Annotated in this window: 11 protein-coding genes; 6 read left to right on the top strand and 5 right to left on the bottom strand. The window is 72.3% G+C overall.

Going from position 1 to position 17081, the window contains the following annotated elements:
* The first annotated feature begins 116 nt into the window (after nucleotides 1-116).
* The 3 genes from NZH93_RS31325 to NZH93_RS31315 are packed head-to-tail and all read left to right on the top strand — an operon-like array spanning nucleotide 117 to nucleotide 4098.
* Nucleotides 117-860 (top strand): hypothetical protein, encoded by a 744-nt coding sequence (locus NZH93_RS31325; protein WP_259626866.1) that lies wholly within the window; start codon nucleotides 117-119, stop codon nucleotides 858-860.
* The gene (locus NZH93_RS31320; protein WP_259626865.1) at nucleotides 857-1828 is read left to right on the top strand and encodes a hypothetical protein; all 972 of its coding nucleotides are present in this window, start codon (nucleotides 857-859) and stop codon (nucleotides 1826-1828) included. Before NZH93_RS31325 ends, NZH93_RS31320 begins: the two co-directional genes overlap by 4 nt.
* Entirely contained in the window at nucleotides 1825-4098 is a 2274-nt protein-coding gene (locus tag NZH93_RS31315; RefSeq protein WP_259626864.1) for a hypothetical protein, read from the top strand. Before NZH93_RS31320 ends, NZH93_RS31315 begins: the two co-directional genes overlap by 4 nt.
* Here NZH93_RS31315 and NZH93_RS31310 read toward each other — a convergent pair.
* The 4 genes from NZH93_RS31310 to fxsA all read right to left on the bottom strand — a co-directional run bounded on the left by NZH93_RS31310 (nucleotide 3999) and on the right by fxsA (nucleotide 10245).
* On the bottom strand, nucleotides 3999-5177 hold the full coding sequence (locus NZH93_RS31310; protein ID WP_259626863.1) for a cation:proton antiporter: 1179 nt from the start codon (nucleotides 5175-5177) through the stop codon (nucleotides 3999-4001). The genes NZH93_RS31315 and NZH93_RS31310 overlap by 100 nt on opposite strands.
* Nucleotides 5174-6184: a hypothetical protein gene (locus NZH93_RS31305; RefSeq protein WP_259626862.1), complete on the bottom strand. Its 1011-nt coding sequence runs from the start codon at nucleotides 6182-6184 to the stop codon at nucleotides 5174-5176. Before NZH93_RS31305 ends, NZH93_RS31310 begins: the two co-directional genes overlap by 4 nt.
* Nucleotides 6159-9935, bottom strand: coding sequence for an FxSxx-COOH system tetratricopeptide repeat protein (gene fxsT / locus NZH93_RS31300; protein ID WP_259626861.1), 3777 nt, complete (start codon nucleotides 9933-9935; stop codon nucleotides 6159-6161). Before fxsT ends, NZH93_RS31305 begins: the two co-directional genes overlap by 26 nt.
* A gap of 142 nt (nucleotides 9936-10077) precedes the next feature.
* The gene (fxsA, locus tag NZH93_RS31295; protein WP_259626860.1) at nucleotides 10078-10245 is read right to left on the bottom strand and encodes an FxSxx-COOH cyclophane-containing RiPP peptide; all 168 of its coding nucleotides are present in this window, start codon (nucleotides 10243-10245) and stop codon (nucleotides 10078-10080) included.
* A gap of 161 nt (nucleotides 10246-10406) precedes the next feature.
* On the opposite strand from fxsA, the gene NZH93_RS31290 reads away from it, so the two are divergent.
* On the top strand, nucleotides 10407-11510 hold the full coding sequence (locus NZH93_RS31290; protein WP_259626859.1) for an FxsB family cyclophane-forming radical SAM/SPASM peptide maturase: 1104 nt from the start codon (nucleotides 10407-10409) through the stop codon (nucleotides 11508-11510).
* A gap of 28 nt (nucleotides 11511-11538) precedes the next feature.
* Nucleotides 11539-12693, top strand: coding sequence for an aKG-HExxH-type peptide beta-hydroxylase (locus tag NZH93_RS50895; protein ID WP_259626858.1), 1155 nt, complete (start codon nucleotides 11539-11541; stop codon nucleotides 12691-12693).
* Here NZH93_RS50895 and NZH93_RS31280 read toward each other — a convergent pair.
* Nucleotides 12680-13459 (bottom strand): PIG-L family deacetylase, encoded by a 780-nt coding sequence (locus tag NZH93_RS31280; RefSeq protein ID WP_259626857.1) that lies wholly within the window; start codon nucleotides 13457-13459, stop codon nucleotides 12680-12682. The genes NZH93_RS50895 and NZH93_RS31280 overlap by 14 nt on opposite strands.
* A gap of 115 nt (nucleotides 13460-13574) precedes the next feature.
* Between NZH93_RS31280 and NZH93_RS31275 the strand changes: the two genes are divergently transcribed.
* Nucleotides 13575-17030, top strand: coding sequence for a TM0106 family RecB-like putative nuclease (locus tag NZH93_RS31275; protein ID WP_259626856.1), 3456 nt, complete (start codon nucleotides 13575-13577; stop codon nucleotides 17028-17030).
* Nucleotides 17031-17081: the final 51 nt, after the last annotated feature.

Here is a 17081-nt window from a genome sequence, read left to right as displayed (position 1 = left end):
CCGACACGGTCCAGGGCCGGATGCTTCGCCACCACCACCACGAAGACGCGGCTGTTCGGTGACGAACCCACCACCCAGCGCGACCCTTCCTCGGTAGAGTTGACGATCTGCCGTCGATGGGGGTTGTGGTGGGGAAGCGCGTGGTGGCCGCTCTCGGCGTCGCTGCGGTCCTGCTGGTCGGCGGTGGGGGCCCGGCGCGCGCCGACGCCGAGGACGACGCGAAGGCCGTGTTCTGCCTGACCGTGAAGTCGGAGCGGAACCTGCGCGACGCGGGCAAGGCGGTCGGCGTCGAGGTGCCGAGCGACGTCCCGGCGTGGCGCGCGGCGAAACCCGCCGAGTTCGAGCGGGTGTGCTCGGCGCTGTACGGGTCGGAGAAGGCCCCGTCGCCGGACTGGTTCACCCAGGCGCTGCCGTTCCTGACCGGCCTGTTCGGCGCGCTGCTGGCGTACGTGGCGACGGCGTGGCGCGACCGGGTCGCCCGTGGCCGCAAGCAGGGCGAGGACCTGCGGGGCGCGCTGGTCGAGTTCGAGAACGCCGTCGCCGCCTACCTGTCCGCGTACGTCGGCGGCAAGCCGGAGGGCCCGGTGCTGACCTCGCGGGCCAAGCTCGTGTCGCAGCTCGCGCTGGTCAAGTCCGAGCACCGGGGCTGGAGCCGGGTCCAGGCGCTGCTCGACGGGCTGCGCGAAGGTCCGCTCGGCGAGTCGCTGACCCAGCCCGCGGGGCAGGGCGACGCCGCGAGGGCTCGGGGCGCCCAGCTCCGGGTGAGGCTGGACGAGCTGCGCGACGAGGTGCTCCTGGTCGCGACGGCGCTCACCCGTCCCGCGCGGCGACACCCGGAGATGAGCCCGCGGTCCCGATGACGAAGCCCTGGCTCAACCCATTCCCGCTGCCCGGCTGGCCGCGCACCCCGATGCGCCCGCTGTGCCCGTGGAAGAACGCGGGCCACCGCGACTTCTACGTCCAGGTCGACGACGCCGACTTCCAGTTCGACGACTTCACCCAGCAGATGGGCGACCTCTCTGCCCTGCTGTCCGAGGGCCGGTTGGTCCTGGTCACCGGCGAGTCCGGGTGCGGCAAGACGGCGCTGGCGCACCGGTGCGCCGACTGGGTCGTCCAGGAGGTCGACCGGCGGCGGGAGGACCGCGAGCTGGGCCCGAACGCGCGCGGGCTGGTGCTGGACCTGACCGGCTGCCTGCCGGACGGGCCCGCGCAGTCGATCGAGCACCGCGCCGCGCACGTGTGCGACGAGCTGTTCGGGCGGCTGGTGGACAACGAGGCCCTGCGGCCCCAGGCCGTGGAGCAGCTCAGCCCCGACCGCGACACGCCGCGCCGGATCTACCCGAGGCTGGGTGCCGCGCTCGCCGAGGACCTGGTGCTGGTGGTGCTGCTGCCGACGCCGGGGGAACTGGCCGCCGAGGTGATCCAGTACGCGCGGGCCTTCGCTGGTCCGAAGGTGCTGTTCGTGGCCGAGTCGGACATGCTCGACCCGGACGAGGTGGCGGACATCGTGCTCCAACTGGAGGCGTGGGTTCCGCCGTTGGCACTGCACGTGGGCGCCCTGCGGGAGGGCGACGCGCGCAGGTTCGTCGAGGACCGGCTCCAGCGCCACTCGAAAGTGGGCGGATACCCACGGATGAGTGATGAGGCCATCGACTTCCTGACCGGCTGGGCGAGGTCGGTCGCCCAGCTCCAGCGAACTTTGCACGGAACTTACGAGAGCCGTCGCGGCCGGGGACTAAGCTGCGGCGAAGGCGATGTCGTGACCGTGGACGACATCGTCGCGTTCTTCAACAACGGTTCCCGGAACGAACTGGGGAAGCAGCGATGAGCGGAAACGGCGAACCGCCCGCACGGGGGAACCCCTTCTCGCCGATGGCGGTCGCGCGCATCACGGACTTCGACTCGCACGACTCGTCGGAGGTGACGATCGAGACGGACGCCATCCGCCAGGCGCGCTCGCACGTCACCGCCTACCTGCGGGCCTCGAACGACCGCGACCACGCGGGCACGGTCATCGCGATCGTCGGCGACTACGGCACCGGCAAGACGCACCTGGCCGTGCAGCTCGTCCGGCACGCGCGCGCCGAGCTGACCGACCCGGCGAACGCCATGTACCTGGACGCGACCGCCGAGAGCTTCATCGAGCTGTACCGCCGGTTCATGCACAAGGTCGGGCTCACGGGCGTGCTCGCGCAGGTCAGCGACTACTACGCGGACGTGGTCGCGGAGTCGTTGCAGAGCACCGGGTTGACCGCGAACACCGTCGAGTGGCTCAACACCCGCGACCTCCAGCCGGAGCAGGTCGTGGAGCGGATGGGCCTGATGGAGAGCGCCCTGCTGCGCAAGGTGCAGGCCGCCCTGCGGGACGTCACCGAGAACAAGGACTTCGGCACAGCGCTGGCGTTGTTGCTGCGCAAGGGTTTCGAGCACTTCGTGTGGGCGTGGCTGACCGGCGGGCAGCCGGACCAGGTGCTGGTCGAGCGCGGCATCTCCAAACCCATCGACAGCGAGGTCGCGGCGCTGGAGGCGATGGGCGTGTTCGCCCTGCTGTTCGGCGGCAGGCGGCGGCGGTTCGTGCTGGTCGTGGACGAGCTGGACAAGATCTTCTCGCTGGACAACCAGCCGCGGCCCAGCACGCTGGCCGCGTTCCAGACGCTGCTGGAGGTGTTCTCCAAGGCGGGCGCGTGCCTGGTGCTGTCCGGGCTGCCGGACTTCCGGACCGTGCTCGGGCCGAGCGTGCGGCAGCGCATCGCGCACACCGTGACGATGGCCGGGCTGAGCAAGGAGGAGGTCGCGGAGTTCGTCCAACTGGCGCAGGGCGGTCCGACGCTCGCCCCGTTCACGATGGACTCGATCGGCTACCTCACGACAGTCGCCAACGGCAACGCGCGCAACGTGATCCGGTTGTGCCACCGGGTGTTCCGGATCGTCGACGACGAGGGCCCGGACGCGCTGGTGACCCACGAGGTGGTGGAGCAGGCGGCGCGCGAGCTGTTCGGCTCGCTCAGCCGGGACGACATCCACGCCGTGGTGCGGCGGCTGCTGGACGCGTCGGGGTACGACTACCACCACCTCTACCTGCTCGGCGCGGGCGAGGTGTCCAAAGCGGACTTCTGGATCACCTTCCCCGGCCGGGAGGGCGGGTGCGCGGTGCTGGTCACGCAGTCCTTGCTGGACAGCGAGAACGTGGCCGAGGTGCGGCGCAGGATCGCGTCGGTGAAGGACGCGGCCGAGGGCGCCGAGGTGCTGGTGGTCGTCAACGGCGTGCTGGTCGAGGGCGCGGCGATCCAGGTGCGCGAGCTGATCGGCCGCGACCCGCTGGTGCACGTCGAGCGCACGTTCGCCGAGGACTTCAAGGCGCTGGTCGGGGCGATCGGCCACCTGCTCTCCGGCCCGGCGGACGGCGACCAGGCCGAGGTGCTGCGGCAGCGGATCGAGATGGTGGCGCGCCAGCAGTCCAGCATCTACGGGTTCATCGAGCAGCTCACCGAGCACGTCGACAGCGCCCGGAACTCGACGGAGCGGCAGCTCGCCTCGATCGAGCACCGGCTCACCACCCTGCCCGGCGCGGGCGGCGCCGAGGAGCAGACGGGGCCGACGCTGCCGCCGGACGTGGAGAAGCTGTTCCGCGACGCGGTGGCCGTGCTCGAAGAGCTGACCCAGCTCGACGCGATGCTCGACGAGGCCTTCGAACCGGCGCCGGACGAGACGCAGGAGGCCGTGCAGCGCAGGCTGCGGTCGATCGACTACCGCGAGGCGGCGGGCCGCGCCGTGCTGATGCAGAAGTCGGTGCGGGTCTTCCGGGAGTCGGTGGCGCGGTGGTTCACCGCCGAGACCGCGGACGGCGCGGCGCTGACCACCGACGCCGAGGACCGGCTGGACCAGATCTGCCGGGCCTACGACGGCATCTCCGAGTACCTGCCGGTGTTCGGCCTCGACCCGCTGTTCGAGCTGCCGCCGTGGACGGCGCGCAACTCGGGCATGGTGGCGGCGGTGAATCAGGCGGGGCGGCGGAAGCGGGTCACGGCGGCGTTGGAGTTCTTGAGCCCGCGGGTGAGGCGCGCCGTGTGGCGGTCGTCGCGCGCGGGTGGCGTCTGAGGGTCGTCGTCCCGGTCGCCGACGGGCGCGGCGAACCGGTCGTACAGGCCGTTGCACAGCGCGTGCAGCACGTTCACCACGATGATGGCGGGCGCGACGACGGCGATCGTGCCGGGGAAGTTCGGTTCCAGCAGCAGCGCCAGGATGATCGCGGTGAGCCCGTTCTGCTGGCCGAGCGCGAGCCGCACCCGGTCGCCCCGCCACACCTTCGGCACGGTCAGCACCAGCGCGACCACGACCTGCGCGGCGTACGCGGCGATCCCGAGCACCACGCCCTCGCCGATCCGCACCCCGCCGACGAGCACCGCGCCGACCGCGACCGCGGCCGTGTACAGGGCGACCTGGGTCAGCCCGTCGAGCGACCTGCCGAGGTTCGGGCGGAAGAACAGACCGATGACGGCGAGCGCGAGCAGCAGCGCGTACTTCACGGCCACGAACCCGCCTGCCAGCAGCAGGAGGATCAGCCCGGTCCGCACGGCCCAGCGGACCGGCCACGGCCGGGGGGCGTCGGACGTGGTGCGCCGCGCCTTCCACACCCGGTGCGCCAGGTAGGCCGCGGCGACGAGCACCGCGTTCCACAGCAGGCTGGTGCCGAACGACGTCAGGCCCGTCCCGACGGTGTCGTGGGCGCCCAGCGCGAACGCGGTGAAGTACGCGGTCAGCAGCACGGTGATCGGGTCGTCGAACGACGCCCACGCGGCGAGCAGCGCCTTGGCCGACTCGGACATCCGGCTCTTGAGCCGCACGGCGGCCACGGACAGCGGGTCGATCTGCGCGAGCGCGATGGCGAGCACGAGGTGGTCGGGATCGCGGTACACCAGGTACAGCACGCCGAAGATGAACGCGACCTTGGCGAGCACGCCGAGCGTCACCGCCAGCACGACCGTGCGCAGGTGCGTGCGGAACTCGTCGATCTCGATGCCGCGGGTGCTCGCGTACAGGCCGAAGCCGAGCAGCGCCGTGACGAAGAACCGGTAGCCCGCGGAGGAGTCGACGTCGTCGAGCCGGAACAGCTCGGCCCCCGCCCACCCCGCGCCCGCCGCCGCGAGCAGCGCCACCGACCGCAGGGCGCCGTTCACCGCAGTTCCAGCGCCAGTGCCGCCATCCGGTCGTCCGCGCCCACGACCCGGTTCTGGTCGATCGTGACGCCGACCAGGTAGTCGCCGGGACCGAGGCGGTAGAAGTAGATCGCGCCCATCTCGATGTCGAGCACCAGCCGCACCAGCACTCCCCCGAGCGCGGTGCTGGTCGTCCGGTTCAGCCGGTGCGCCAACGCCCCCAGCTCGCGGCTGAAGCCCTGGTAGAACCGGCGGCGGCTCTCGACCGCGATCTGGGTGAAGAACGGCGCCAACGACGGGTGGTCGAGGTGGTCGACCATGACCGGCAGCTCGCCCTGGGAGCAGTACGCGACCAGGTGCAGGTCGTCCGGTCGGGCCGCCCGCACGCACGCGGCGAGCAGCCGCTCGGTGTCCTCCCCCGGCCCGGCCAGCACGGTCGTGAACGGCTCCGGCGCCGAGTCGGTGGACGGGACCGGCTCGACCAGGTCGGCGGACTCCCAGCCGCCGGGGTTCAGCGACGGCAACCGGACCTGGGTGCGCAGCGTGCTCGCCAGCTCGGCCACGGCCTGGTCCGCGGCGCGGACGTCCGGCGCGCTCGCCAGCGGGATCTCGCGGTGCTCGGTCGCGGAGCGGTCGACCACGAGGCCGACCACGTTCTCGCTCGGCACGACCGAGTCGCAGAAGACCGCGCCCTCCTCGGTCTGGATCACCGTGCGGATCAGCCTGCCCGTGCGGGCCTCCTGGAGCGAGCGGTCCAGGGTGGTGACGGTGAACCCGAGCTGGCGGCCCAGCCTCTTGAGCTCGTCGCGGCGGGTGGTGCCGGGCAGCGCGTCGGGAGGGGGCGGCGGGTCGCCGAGCGCGTCCAGGCCGAAGTCGAACACGGCGCTGCTGTAGTGCGCGAGGTAGCGCAGCGCGGTGCTCTTGGTCATCGCGTCGTGGCACGCCTGGCGGGTTTCGCCGAACTCGGGCCCGAGGTGGTCCGCGACCTCCTCGTACAGCTCCTCAGGACGTTTGGGGAACGTCGACATCGATCTCCCTCCAGACCTGGTCGGGATCGCCCGCCTGCCGCGCGAGCCGGACGTCGTGCGCCGCGATGACCGTGAACGGGTGCTCGGCGCCGAGGAACTCGACGCAGTCGGTGTGGGCGGTGGTGATCAGGTCGACCGCGCGCGGCACGTCGCCGGAGGCGAAGACCACGCGGGCCAGGTCGACGTCGGCGGCCAGCGTCCACGGGTGCGTCTCGCCCAGCCGGGCGCGCAGGACCTCTTGGCCCGCCAGGACTTCCCTGATCGCCGCGGTCGCGTCGCCCGCCGCGCGCAGCGACAGCCCGAGGCCGAGCCTGCACAGCCCGACGTACGGGTGCTGCTCCGCGAGCCCGACCTCGGTCAGGAACCCGCGCAGGGCGTTGGAGGCGAGTTCCACGGCCAGCGCCGGGTCGCCGCCGACGGTGCGGTGGTCGGCGGCGAAGCTGAGCGAGCACGCCAACGTGTCCGGGTGGTGGGGGCCGAAGATCTCCCGGAGGTCGCGCAACGTCTTGCCGTTGCGCGCTTTCGCGTCCCGCGCGCTGCCCGCCCGGCGCAGCGCGATGGCGTGGTTCCAGCGCGCCATCAACTGCATCGGGTTCAGCTCGGAGCGCAGCGTCTGGAGCTTCTGCATCGCGGTCATCAACGACGTCAGCGCGTTCGGGTAGTCGCCCAGTTCCCGTTGGTAGACACCGATCCGCGACAGCGAGAACCACGTGTCGGGGTCGCGTTCGCCGAACAGCCGCCGCCTGCGCCGGTAGTTGTCCTCCTCCAGTTCGAGCGCTCCGGCCGGGTCGCCGGACAGGAACATCGAGATGGCCAGGTTGTTCGCCGCGCTGCGGGTGTGCGGGTGGTCCTCGCCCAGCGCGCGGCGGAAGCCCTCCCACGTCGCCTGGTCCTCGACCAGCGCCTCGTCGAACAGGCCGAGCCCGCGCAGGTCGCCGCCGCGACCTCGGGCGGTGATCAGCGTCTGCGGGTGGCTGAGCTGGAGCGAACGGCGCTGCTGGGCCAAAGCGGCGTCGTCCAGCCGCAGCGCCTGCAACGGGTTGCCGAGCACGCGGTGGATGTTGGCGAGCTGCGTCGCCAGCCTGGCCCGCAGCGGATCGCCGGTGCCGTGGCGGCTGGTCCACGTCTCCAGGAGCTTCTCGCCGGGGTCGAGCGCGGACCTCCGCACCCCCGTGCCGCCGTCGGTGTAGAGGAACCGCACCTGGTTGACCAGCCAGCGGCGCACCATGTCGTCGTCGCTGTCCAGCGCACCGGACGGGAACACGTGAGTCTGGAGCTCGGTGAAGCGGCTCGCTCGGTCCGGCGCCGTCAGCTCCACTTCGGACGGTGCGTAGGCGGCGAGGCAGGACAGGACCTCCGCGCGGCGGGAGGCGCGTTCCAGCTCCCCCATGCCCTCGCGCAGCGCGTTCTGCACGACCCGGTGCAGCCGCAGCGTGTACTGGTCGCCCCAGTCGACGCGGAACAGGCCGAACCTGGCCCCGGTCCACAGCACGCGGTCGATCTCGCCCGCGTCCAGCCGCAGCGGCTCGGCGTCGCCGCCACCCGCGACCACCAGCCGCGCCAGCAGCGCGGGTGAGCGGATCAGGCCGAGGTCGACGCCCTGCGGCGAGAGGAACGAGCAGAGCTGGGCGAGCAGCACGGCCATGCGCCCGGTCGGGGAGTCGCGCAACGTGCCGACCACGACGGCGAGCACGCGGGCGGTGGTGTCGGTCGGGCCGTTCGGCTGCTGCCCGTCGAGGTGGGCGAGGAACGTGCGGACGGCCCACGCCGCCGAGTCCGCGACGGTGCTGCCCGCTTCGCGCTCGGTGTGCGCCGTCTCCTCCAGCCACGCGCCCGCGAGGTCGAGCGCGAGCGGCAGGTGCCCGGCGGCGAGCGCGACCCCCTCGGAGTCCTCCGGCGACAGGCCGGGCACCCGGTCGGCAAGCAGCCTGGCGCTGTCGCCCGCGCTCATCGGGACCAGCTCGATCGCGGTCTCCGGGGCGTTGCCCGAGGTCACCAGGACGTGGCCGGTGGAGCCGTCCGGCAGCAGCTCGTCGAGCACCGCCAGGTCGTCGGCGTTGTCGTACACCAGCAGGAACCGCTGGTACGCCGGGTCCCCCGCGAGCCGCTCCAGCGCGGACGTGGTGCCGAAGTCGGTGGACCCCGGCTGGCGCAGCCTGGCCGCGAGGTTCGCCAGGCCCACCAGCACGGACTGGCGGTCCTGCGACGACAGCCACCACACCAGGTCGTAGTCGCTGGCGAACCGGTACGCGTACTCCAGCGCCAGCTCGCTCTTGCCGATGCCGGGCACGCCGCCCAGCGTCACGACGACCCGCGCGTCACCCGCCTCGGACAGCCGGTCCCGCAGCTCCTCCAGGTCGTCGTCCCGGCCGACGAACAGCGGGTGGCGCGGCGGGAGGCCGAACACGGCGGGCTCCGCGCCGGGCACGCGCATCCCCACGTCCTGCACGGTGCCGGGCCGGTCGATCAGGCCGAAGTGGGTGAGCAGCCTGGCCCGCATCGACTCGTGGTGCTGGTCGCGGACGGCGACGGTGTTCGCCACGTCCTCCGGGGCGATCTCGGTGTCGGTGAGCAGCAGCCGCAGCACGGTCGGCCTGCCGGTCCGGGTGAACTCGTCCACGGCGGACTGGGCGGCCGACCCGGCCAGGTTCGGCGAGGAGATGACCACCAGGCCCGGCGGGTGGACGGCGTCCGCCCACGACCCGGCCTCGGTCAGCGACCTGGTCTGCGCGCCCGCGCGGTGGAGCTGGCCGCGCACCCAGTCGGCCCACGCCCGGTCCGGCGGCGAGTAGGCGACCAGGACCCGGTCCGGTTCGACGGTGGAGTCCAGGCCGAAGACGCGCCGGTAGCGGGCCCGCAGGGTCGGGGAGACCTGGGCGACCCCGTTGACCTCACCGCCCGTCACAGCGGACGCCAGGCGGCCGTACTGGTGCTCCAGCGTGCCGCCCTGCCGCGGTTCCTCGACCAGGATCGCGAGCAGCGGGTCGAACGCGTCGTACGGCCGGTACGGGATCTCGATCGAGCCGTCGTCCGGCAGCCTGCGGGACTGGCCCGCGAGCAACTCGGCGAACGCCGCGTGGATGGCCGAGCGGATGCGCCGCGCCCTGGACAGCTCGTCCGCGTCGTCGAACAGGGTCGCCACCGGGACGAGGTCGATCCGCACCGGGGCGCGGCGGCGCAGCCGGGTGGCCAGGTCGGCGGCGTCCGAGATCGCCCTCGGTCGCGGGCGGAAGCAGACGACGGCGACCTCGCACAGGGTCGCGATCAGCGTCAGCGACGCCTCGCCCGCGCCCGTCGGCGCGTCGATCAGGACGTGGTCGTAGTCCGCCTCGACCAGCCGGGTGCGCAGGTCCGTCATCGCGCTCGGGTCGCCGTGCTGGAAGTCCGGGAAGAACCGGCCCGCCGCGTCCGGCTCCATCGGGGCGATCACGTCGATGTGGCCCGTGGCGTCCGGCAGGGCGAACCGCTCGGCGGTGGGCTCGTAGCCGTCGCGCACCGGCGTGGACGTGTACGCCGCCAGCAGCCCGCGACCGAGCTGCGTCGGGAACGGCCCGCGGCCGACCAGGAACGGCTCCAGGTACTCGCGGACCCGCGGCACCTCGGAACCCCAGTCGACCACCAGCACGCGCTTGCCCGCGCTCGACAGGACCCAGGCCAGGTTCGCCACGGCGCTGGTCCGACCGGTGCCGCCGGTCGCGGACAGGAACGCGACGACACCTGCTTGACCCGGAACGCTCAGCGGACCGCTCATCACCACTCCAGGCCGGGGACGTGAACTCGTCGAATAAACCAAGTGGAACGGGTTCCGGTGGATCTACGCCCGAAAGGACTTCGTTCGAAGCGCAGATTCACTCGGATGGCGGCAGCCTGGTCGTCGGCTCCGCCGACGGTGACTACAACGAACTCTGGAAGGCCGCGTACTGGTCCGGCATCTCCAGGTCCTCGGCCAGGATCCGGCGCAGCGAGGCCCGCAGAACGGCGTCCGGCAAGGCTTCCAGCCGCGCCAGGTCGATCCCCGTGACGTCGAGGAGTTCGGACTCCAGCACCCCGTCGCTCTCCATGCGCTCGCCCCCTACACCCGAGTCCGCAAAGCCGCGGGTTCCGTGCCTGCCGATCGACCTGGATCCGTTCGCCATCCTAGTGGGCCGACAACTGGTAACGCCCCGAATAGGCCGATCGGACCACCGTCGCGGCCCGCGGGCGTGTTTCATGGCGGAAGGGGATGACATCGGGGGTGCGCGTGCGGCCGTTCCGCCAGTTCGTCGTCAAGGTGCACAGCAGGTGCAACCTGGCCTGCGACTACTGCTACGTCTACGAGATGGCCGACCAGCGCTGGCGGTCCCGGCCGCGGGTGATGTCCCCCGAGGTCGTCGAGCACACCGCCGCGCGGATCGCCGAGCACGCCCACGCGCACGGCTTGGCCGACGTGGAGGTCGTGCTGCACGGCGGCGAACCGCTCCTGGCGGGCCCCGCGGTGATCGAGCACCTGGTCACGGCGGTGCGGTCGCGGGTCCCCGCGCGGTTCTCCGCGCAGACCAACGGAACGCTGCTCGACCGCCGGTTCCTGGAGGTGCTGCTGGGGCTGGACGTGCGGGTGGGCGTGAGCCTGGACGGCGACGCGGCGGCGACCGCGCGGCACCGCGGCGACAGCCACACCGCCGTGCTGGAGGGCCTGTCGGCGTTGCGGTCGCCGGAGTTCCGGCCGCTGTTCGCGGGCCTGCTGGCGGTGGTGGACCTGCGCAACGACCCGGTCCGCACCTACGAGTCGCTGCTGGCGTTCGAGCCGCCGACGGTGGACTTCCTGCTGCCGCACGGGAACTGGAGCTCTCCCCCGCCGGGGTTCGGCTACGCGGACTGGCTGATCGCGGTGTTCGACCGCTGGTACGGCGCCCCCGTGCGGGAGACCGGCGTGCGGCTGTTCGAGGAGGTCGTGCACGTGCTGCTGGGCGGCCGGTCGAGGGTCGAGGGGGTGGGGCTGAGCCCGGCGCTCCAGGTCGTGGTGGAGACCGACGGGATGATCGAGCAGTCGGACATCCTGGCGTCGGCGTTCGAGGGCGCGGCGGTGACCGGCCTGCACGTCGCGCGCGACTCGTTCGACGCGGCGCTGGGGCTGCCGGACGTGCGGGCGCGGCAGGCCGGGCTCGCCGGGCTGTCCGCCTCCTGCCGCGCGTGCGACGTGCACGCCGTGTGCGGCGGCGGGCTGCGGGCGCACCGGTACCGCGAGGGCGCGGGGTTCGACCGGCCGTCGGTGTACTGCGCCGACCTGTACCGGCTCATCAGGCACGTGCGGGGACGGCTCGCGCGCGACCTGGAGCGGGTGTCGTGACACCGTTGCCCGGCAAGGGTTCCGGCTCGTGACGCGTCCGCACTCGTTGACGGTGGCGGACTTCGCCGCGCTGGCCCGCGGTGGCGGCGGGGTCGGGGCGGTGCGGGCGCTCGTGGCGGCGCGGCGCAGCCGGACGCTGCTGCTGCTCCGGTTCGTGGTCGGGGCGGACCCGTCGGTGCGGCGGGCGTTCGAGGTGCTGGTCGAGGCCCAGCGGACCGCGCCCGTCGAGGTGCGGCGGGTGCTGGACCACCCGGCCGTGAGCGCGTGGGCGACCAGGACGGCGGTGGCGCTCAGCCGGGGTGGCGTCGCCCGGCCCGCCGAACTGGCGCACGTGGCCGCCGCGGCGGCGTTGCGGGCGGGCCTCGACGCGGAGGTCGACTTCCCGCCGTCCGCAGGCTTCTCCCTGCCGTCGCTGGGATACGTGGACCGACCGGTCCGGGGGACCGTGCCGGTGGACCGGTTGGAGTGGACGCCGACACCGGAGATCGCCGTAGGCGGCGGGGTGGTGTTCGCGCTGGACCGGTGGAGCGGGGTCCCCGACGCGTTGCTGGTGGACCACCGGATCGACCTGGCGCGGTGGCGGGAGGGGATCACCGCGGGCTGGGAACTGCTGGTCCGGCGGCACCCCGCGGTGGCCGAGGAGTTCCGGGAGGCGGTGGCGGTGCTGACGCCGCTGCGCTCGGCGGCGGGCGGGATGAGCAGCGCGACGCAGGCGGACGCGTTCGGGTGCGTGTTCCTGTCGCTCGGGCCGGACGCGCGGTCGGTGGCCGTGACGCTGGCGCACGAGCTCCAGCACACCAAGCTGGTGGCGCTGATGGACCTGTTCCCGTTGCTGCGGCCCGATCCCGGCCAGCGGTTCTACGCGCCGTGGCGCGACGACCCCCGGCCGCTGGGAGGGCTGCTGCACGGCACGTACGCGCACCTGGGCGTGGCGGGTTTCTGGCGGCGGGAGCGGGACCACGACGAGGGCGGGCACGTCGAGTTCGCCCGCTGGCGGACGGCCGCGCTGGAGGCGACCGCGACGATGCTCGGCAGCGGCAGGCTCACCGCGGTCGGACGGGACTTCGTGACCGGGATGGCCGAGGTGCTCGCCGGGTGGGCGGACGAACCGGTGCCCGCCGCCGCGCTGGAACGGGCCCGAGCGCTGGCCGACGAGCACCGGCGGCTGGCTACAGCCCGGTGAACAGGTCGGACTCGGTGATGCCCGGCTCGGCGCCGACCCGGATGAACCACTCGGTGCCGAACGAGTAGGCGAACGCCTCGTCGGGCTGGGCGAGGAAGAACGACTGCTCGCTGATCTGGCTGGCGTGCGCGCGCATCGCGGCCTTCTTGGCGGGCAGGTACGCCGTGACGTCGACGGCCGCGGTCAGCTCGGCCGCAGGCTTGCCGAACTGCGAGGTGTCCACGTCGGGCACCGGGTGCCCCGCCGCCTCCGCGGCGGCCCGGCCGAGGTTCATGTGGTCGCGGTTCATCGTGGCCTGGTAGACCCGCGGCGTGCCCGCCAGCTCGGCGGCGCGCAGCCCGACCCGGTGCACCTGGATGTGGTCGGGGTGGCCGTAGCCGCCGTTGTCGTCGTAGACGGTCAGCACGTCGGCGGACTCCTCCACCAGGATCGCCGCGAGCCTGGCCGCCGCCTCCTCGACGGAGGCCGTCCAGAAGGTGTTCGGGGCGTCGTTGGTGGGCTCCCCCATCATCCCGGAGTCGACGTACCCGAGGAACTCCACGCGCTTGGCGCCCAGCACCTCCGCCGAGGCGTGCGTCTCCCGGACTCGCCGGTCGCTCAGCAGTTCGCCCTCGGCGAGGAAACCCTCGACCACCTCGCCGACCTCGCCGCGGGTCGCGACGACCAGCACCACGCGGTGCCCCTCGTCAGCGGCTTTGCGCATGACGCCACCGCACTGGATGCACTCGTCGTCGGGGTGGGCGTGGAACGACACCAGGGTTGCCATGCCCCGAACGCTACGTCAGTCCTCCGACGGTCCGCTCCGCTCGGACGGTCGTCCGCCGACACGCGGGGGCCGGGCGTCCACGAGCGCGGCGACCGGGGCCGCGATACTGCCGGTCATGCTCACCACGGAGGCCGGCCTGGTCATCTCGCCGACGGACCTGGTCGACCTGCTGGAGTGCGAGCACCGCAGTGCGCTGAACCACGCCATCGCCGCGAGGCTGCCCGGCGTGCCCACTCCGGACAGCTCCGGCGCGACGTTGATCACCAAGCACGGCGTGGCCCACGAGCAGGCGGCGCTGGCGCGGTTCAAGGAGCGCTTCGGCGCCGGGCTGGTCGAGATCGGACTGCCCGCGCCCCACCACGACGCGCTGGTCGAGGCGGCCGAGGAGACGCGGATCGCGCTGGAGTCCGGCGCGCCCGCCGTCTACCAGGCGGTGTTCTACTCGGACGGGTTCTACGGCCGGGCGGACTTCGTGATCCGGTCGGCGGACGGCTACGAGCCTCACGACACCAAGCTGGCCCGGCACGCGACCCCCGCCGCGGTGCTCCAGTTGACGGCGTACGCCGACGCGCTGCGCCGGGCCGGACACCCGACCGGGCCGTCGATGCACCTGGTGCTGGGCGACGACGCCACGCACTCGTTCCCGGTGGCGGACTTCCTGCCGCTGGTCGACCACCTGCGGGACCGGTTGCGGCGGCGGCTGTCCGTGCCCGCCGCCATGCCCGCCCTGGTGTGGGCGGACGAACGGCCCGCGTGCGGCACGTGCCGCTTCGCACGGAGCTGCTCGACCGGGCGCGAAGCCGCTCGGGACCTGTCGCTGGTGGCGGGGATCAGGACCGACCAGCGGCGGAAGCTGGTGGCCGCCGGGCTGGGGACGATCGACGCGCTGGCCAACGCCACGGCCACCGACCGGCCGTCGGACATGTCGGTCACGACGTTCGGCGCGCTGCGGTCGCAGGCGGCGTTGCAGGTGATCCAGGACAACTCGCGCACCGAGGACGACCCGACCGGGAAGGTCGCGTACGAGGTGCTGGCGCCGGACGTCCTGGCCGCCCTGCCGAGCCCCGCCGACGGGGACGTGTTCTTCGACATGGAGGGCGATCCGTTCGCCCTGGCAGGCGAGGGGCTGGAGTACCTGTTCGGGGCGATCACCTCCGGGGACGTCTTCACTCCGTTCTGGGCGCACAGCCGGGCGCAGGAGAAGGCGGCGTTCGAGGGGTTCGTGGACTTCGCGCTGGCGCGGCTGGCGGAGTTCCCCGGCAGTCACGTGTACCACTACGCGCCGTACGAGGTGAGCGCGCTCAAGCGGTTGGCGGCGTTGCACGGGACCCGCGAGGAGGCCGTGGACACGTTGCTGCGCACCGGGTCGTTGATCGACCTGTACGCGGTGGTGCGCAAGGCGTTGCGGGTCTCGCAGCGGTCGTACTCGATCAAGTACCTGGAACCGCTGTACATGCCGTCCGCGCGGTCCGGGGAGGTGAAGAACGCGGTTTCCAGCATCGAGGCCTACGAGGAGTACCTGACGCTGGTGGAGCTGGGGGACGTCGAGCAGGCTTCGGCGGTGCTGGCGGGGATCGCGGAGTACAACACGTACGACTGCGTGTCGACGGATCGGCTGTACCGGTTCCTGCTGGACGTCCGGGCCGAGGCCGGGATCGAGCCGCTGGTCGTGGAGGAGTCCGAGATGGACGTCCTGATCCGGCGGACCGACGAGGAGGTGGCGGCCGAGCGGCGGGCCGAGCGGGCGGCGAAGCTGGCGGCCGTCGTGGACCCGCTGATGGCCGGGTTGCCGGACAACCCCGCCGACGCGACGCCGGACGAGAAGGCGCGGGCGCTGCTGGCCGCCGCTGTCGGGTACCACCGGCGGGAGACGAACCCGGCGTGGTGGGACTTCTTCCGGCAGGTGGGGGCCCCGTTGCCGGACCTGGAGGTGGACAACACCTGCGCGGTGCCGGTCTCGGTGCGGACGGACGACTGGGTGATGCCCAGCGGGCGGGTGAAGCTGGCCAAGCGCGAGGTGCACGCGCGGGTCGATCCTGATCGGCCGCACCCGTTCAGCGTTCGGGAGAAGGTGCGGTTGCTGTATCCGGGCAACCCCGGCTGGACCCGGAAGGCGGAGGTGCTCTCGGAGTCGGCGAACGGGGTCGTGCTGCTGGAGAGCGTGCAGCCGGACGGGCTGGACTCGGCTCGGCCGGTGGCGATCCTGCCCGGCGATCCGGTGATGCCCACGCCGAAGGACAGCGCGGTGTACGAGCTGGCGGAGGCGGTGGTGGAGGGGCTTCCCGCGTTGCCGCCGCATCCGGGGATCGACCTGCTGCGCCGGACGCCGCCGCGGTTGGTGTCCGGGTCGTTGCCGCAGGGTGAGGATCTGGTCGACGCGGTGATCCGTGCGGTGGACGTGTTGGACGGGTCGACGTTGGCTGTGCAAGGGCCGCCTGGGGCTGGGAAGACGTACCTGGCCGGGCGGTTGATCGCGCACCTGGTTCGGCGGGGGAAGAGCGTCGCTGTGACGTCCACCAGTCACAAGGCGGTGGAGAACGTGCTGTCGGCGGCGAAGGCCGCTGGGCGTGAGTTGGGTGTGGTCATCCCCTGTGCGAAGAAGGCGAAGGACAAGCCGGTCAAGGATTGTGAGTGGGAGCAGCCGCGGGACAACCCGGCGATGGTGCGGTGGCGTGCGGAGCAGGGTGGGGGGCACCTGGTCGGGGGGACGGCGTGGACGTTCGCCAACGCGGCGTTGCGGGAGCAGCTTTTTGATGTGCTGATCATTGATGAGGCTGGGCAGTTCGCGTTGGCGGATGCTTTGGCCGTGTCGGTTTGTGCGCGGAATCTGGTGTTGTTGGGGGATCCGCAGCAGTTGCCTCAGGTGGTGCAGGGGACGCATCCCGCTGGGGCGGATGCTTCGGCGTTGGGGCATCTGCTGGGGGATGCTGATGTGATCCCGCCATCGTTGGGGTACTTCATGGATCAGTCTCGGCGAATGCATCCGGATGTGTGTTTGCCGGTGTCGTTGTTGTCTTACGCCGGGAGGTTGCACGCTCATCCGTCCGCGGCTTTGCGGTCCGTGGCCGGGGTGGAGTCTGGGTTGTACCTGGATTTGGTGGATCACTCGCACAACATCACCAGGTCGGTGGAGGAGGCTGGGGAGGTGGTGCGGATCGTGCGGGAGTTGATGGGTCGCATGTGGACGGATGATGGGGTGTCCCGTGCGGTCAACGAGTCGGACATCCTGGTGGTGGCGCCGTACAACCTTCAGGTGAGGGTGGTGCGCAGGGCGTTGGAGGCTAGTGGGTATGAGGAGGTGAGGGTGGGGACGGTGGACAAGTTCCAGGGGCAGGAGGCGCCGGTGGTGATCGCGACGATGACGTCTTCGGCTGCTGTGGATTTGCCGCGGGGGTTGGATTTTTTGTTGTCTCGGAATCGGTTGAACGTGGCTTTGTCGCGGGCTCAGGCTGTGGCTGTGTTGGTGTGTTCGCCTCGGTTGGTGGAGGCGGATATTCGGGGGGTGGAGCAGATGCGGTTGGTGTCGGGGATGATTGGGTTGATGGGTGGGGCTCGGCGGTGGGAGTGGTAGGGGGTCCGGTGGGGGGCTGGTGGGGAGGCTGTGGGTTCCAGCGTGGGGGCG

Origin of the sequence: Umezawaea endophytica, from assembly GCF_025061645.1 — a bacterium.
Taxonomy (GTDB): Bacteria; Actinomycetota; Actinomycetes; order Mycobacteriales; family Pseudonocardiaceae; genus Umezawaea; species Umezawaea endophytica.
The sequence above is the reverse complement of the archived record's forward strand: the minus strand, read 5'-3'. Positions and strand labels throughout refer to the sequence as shown.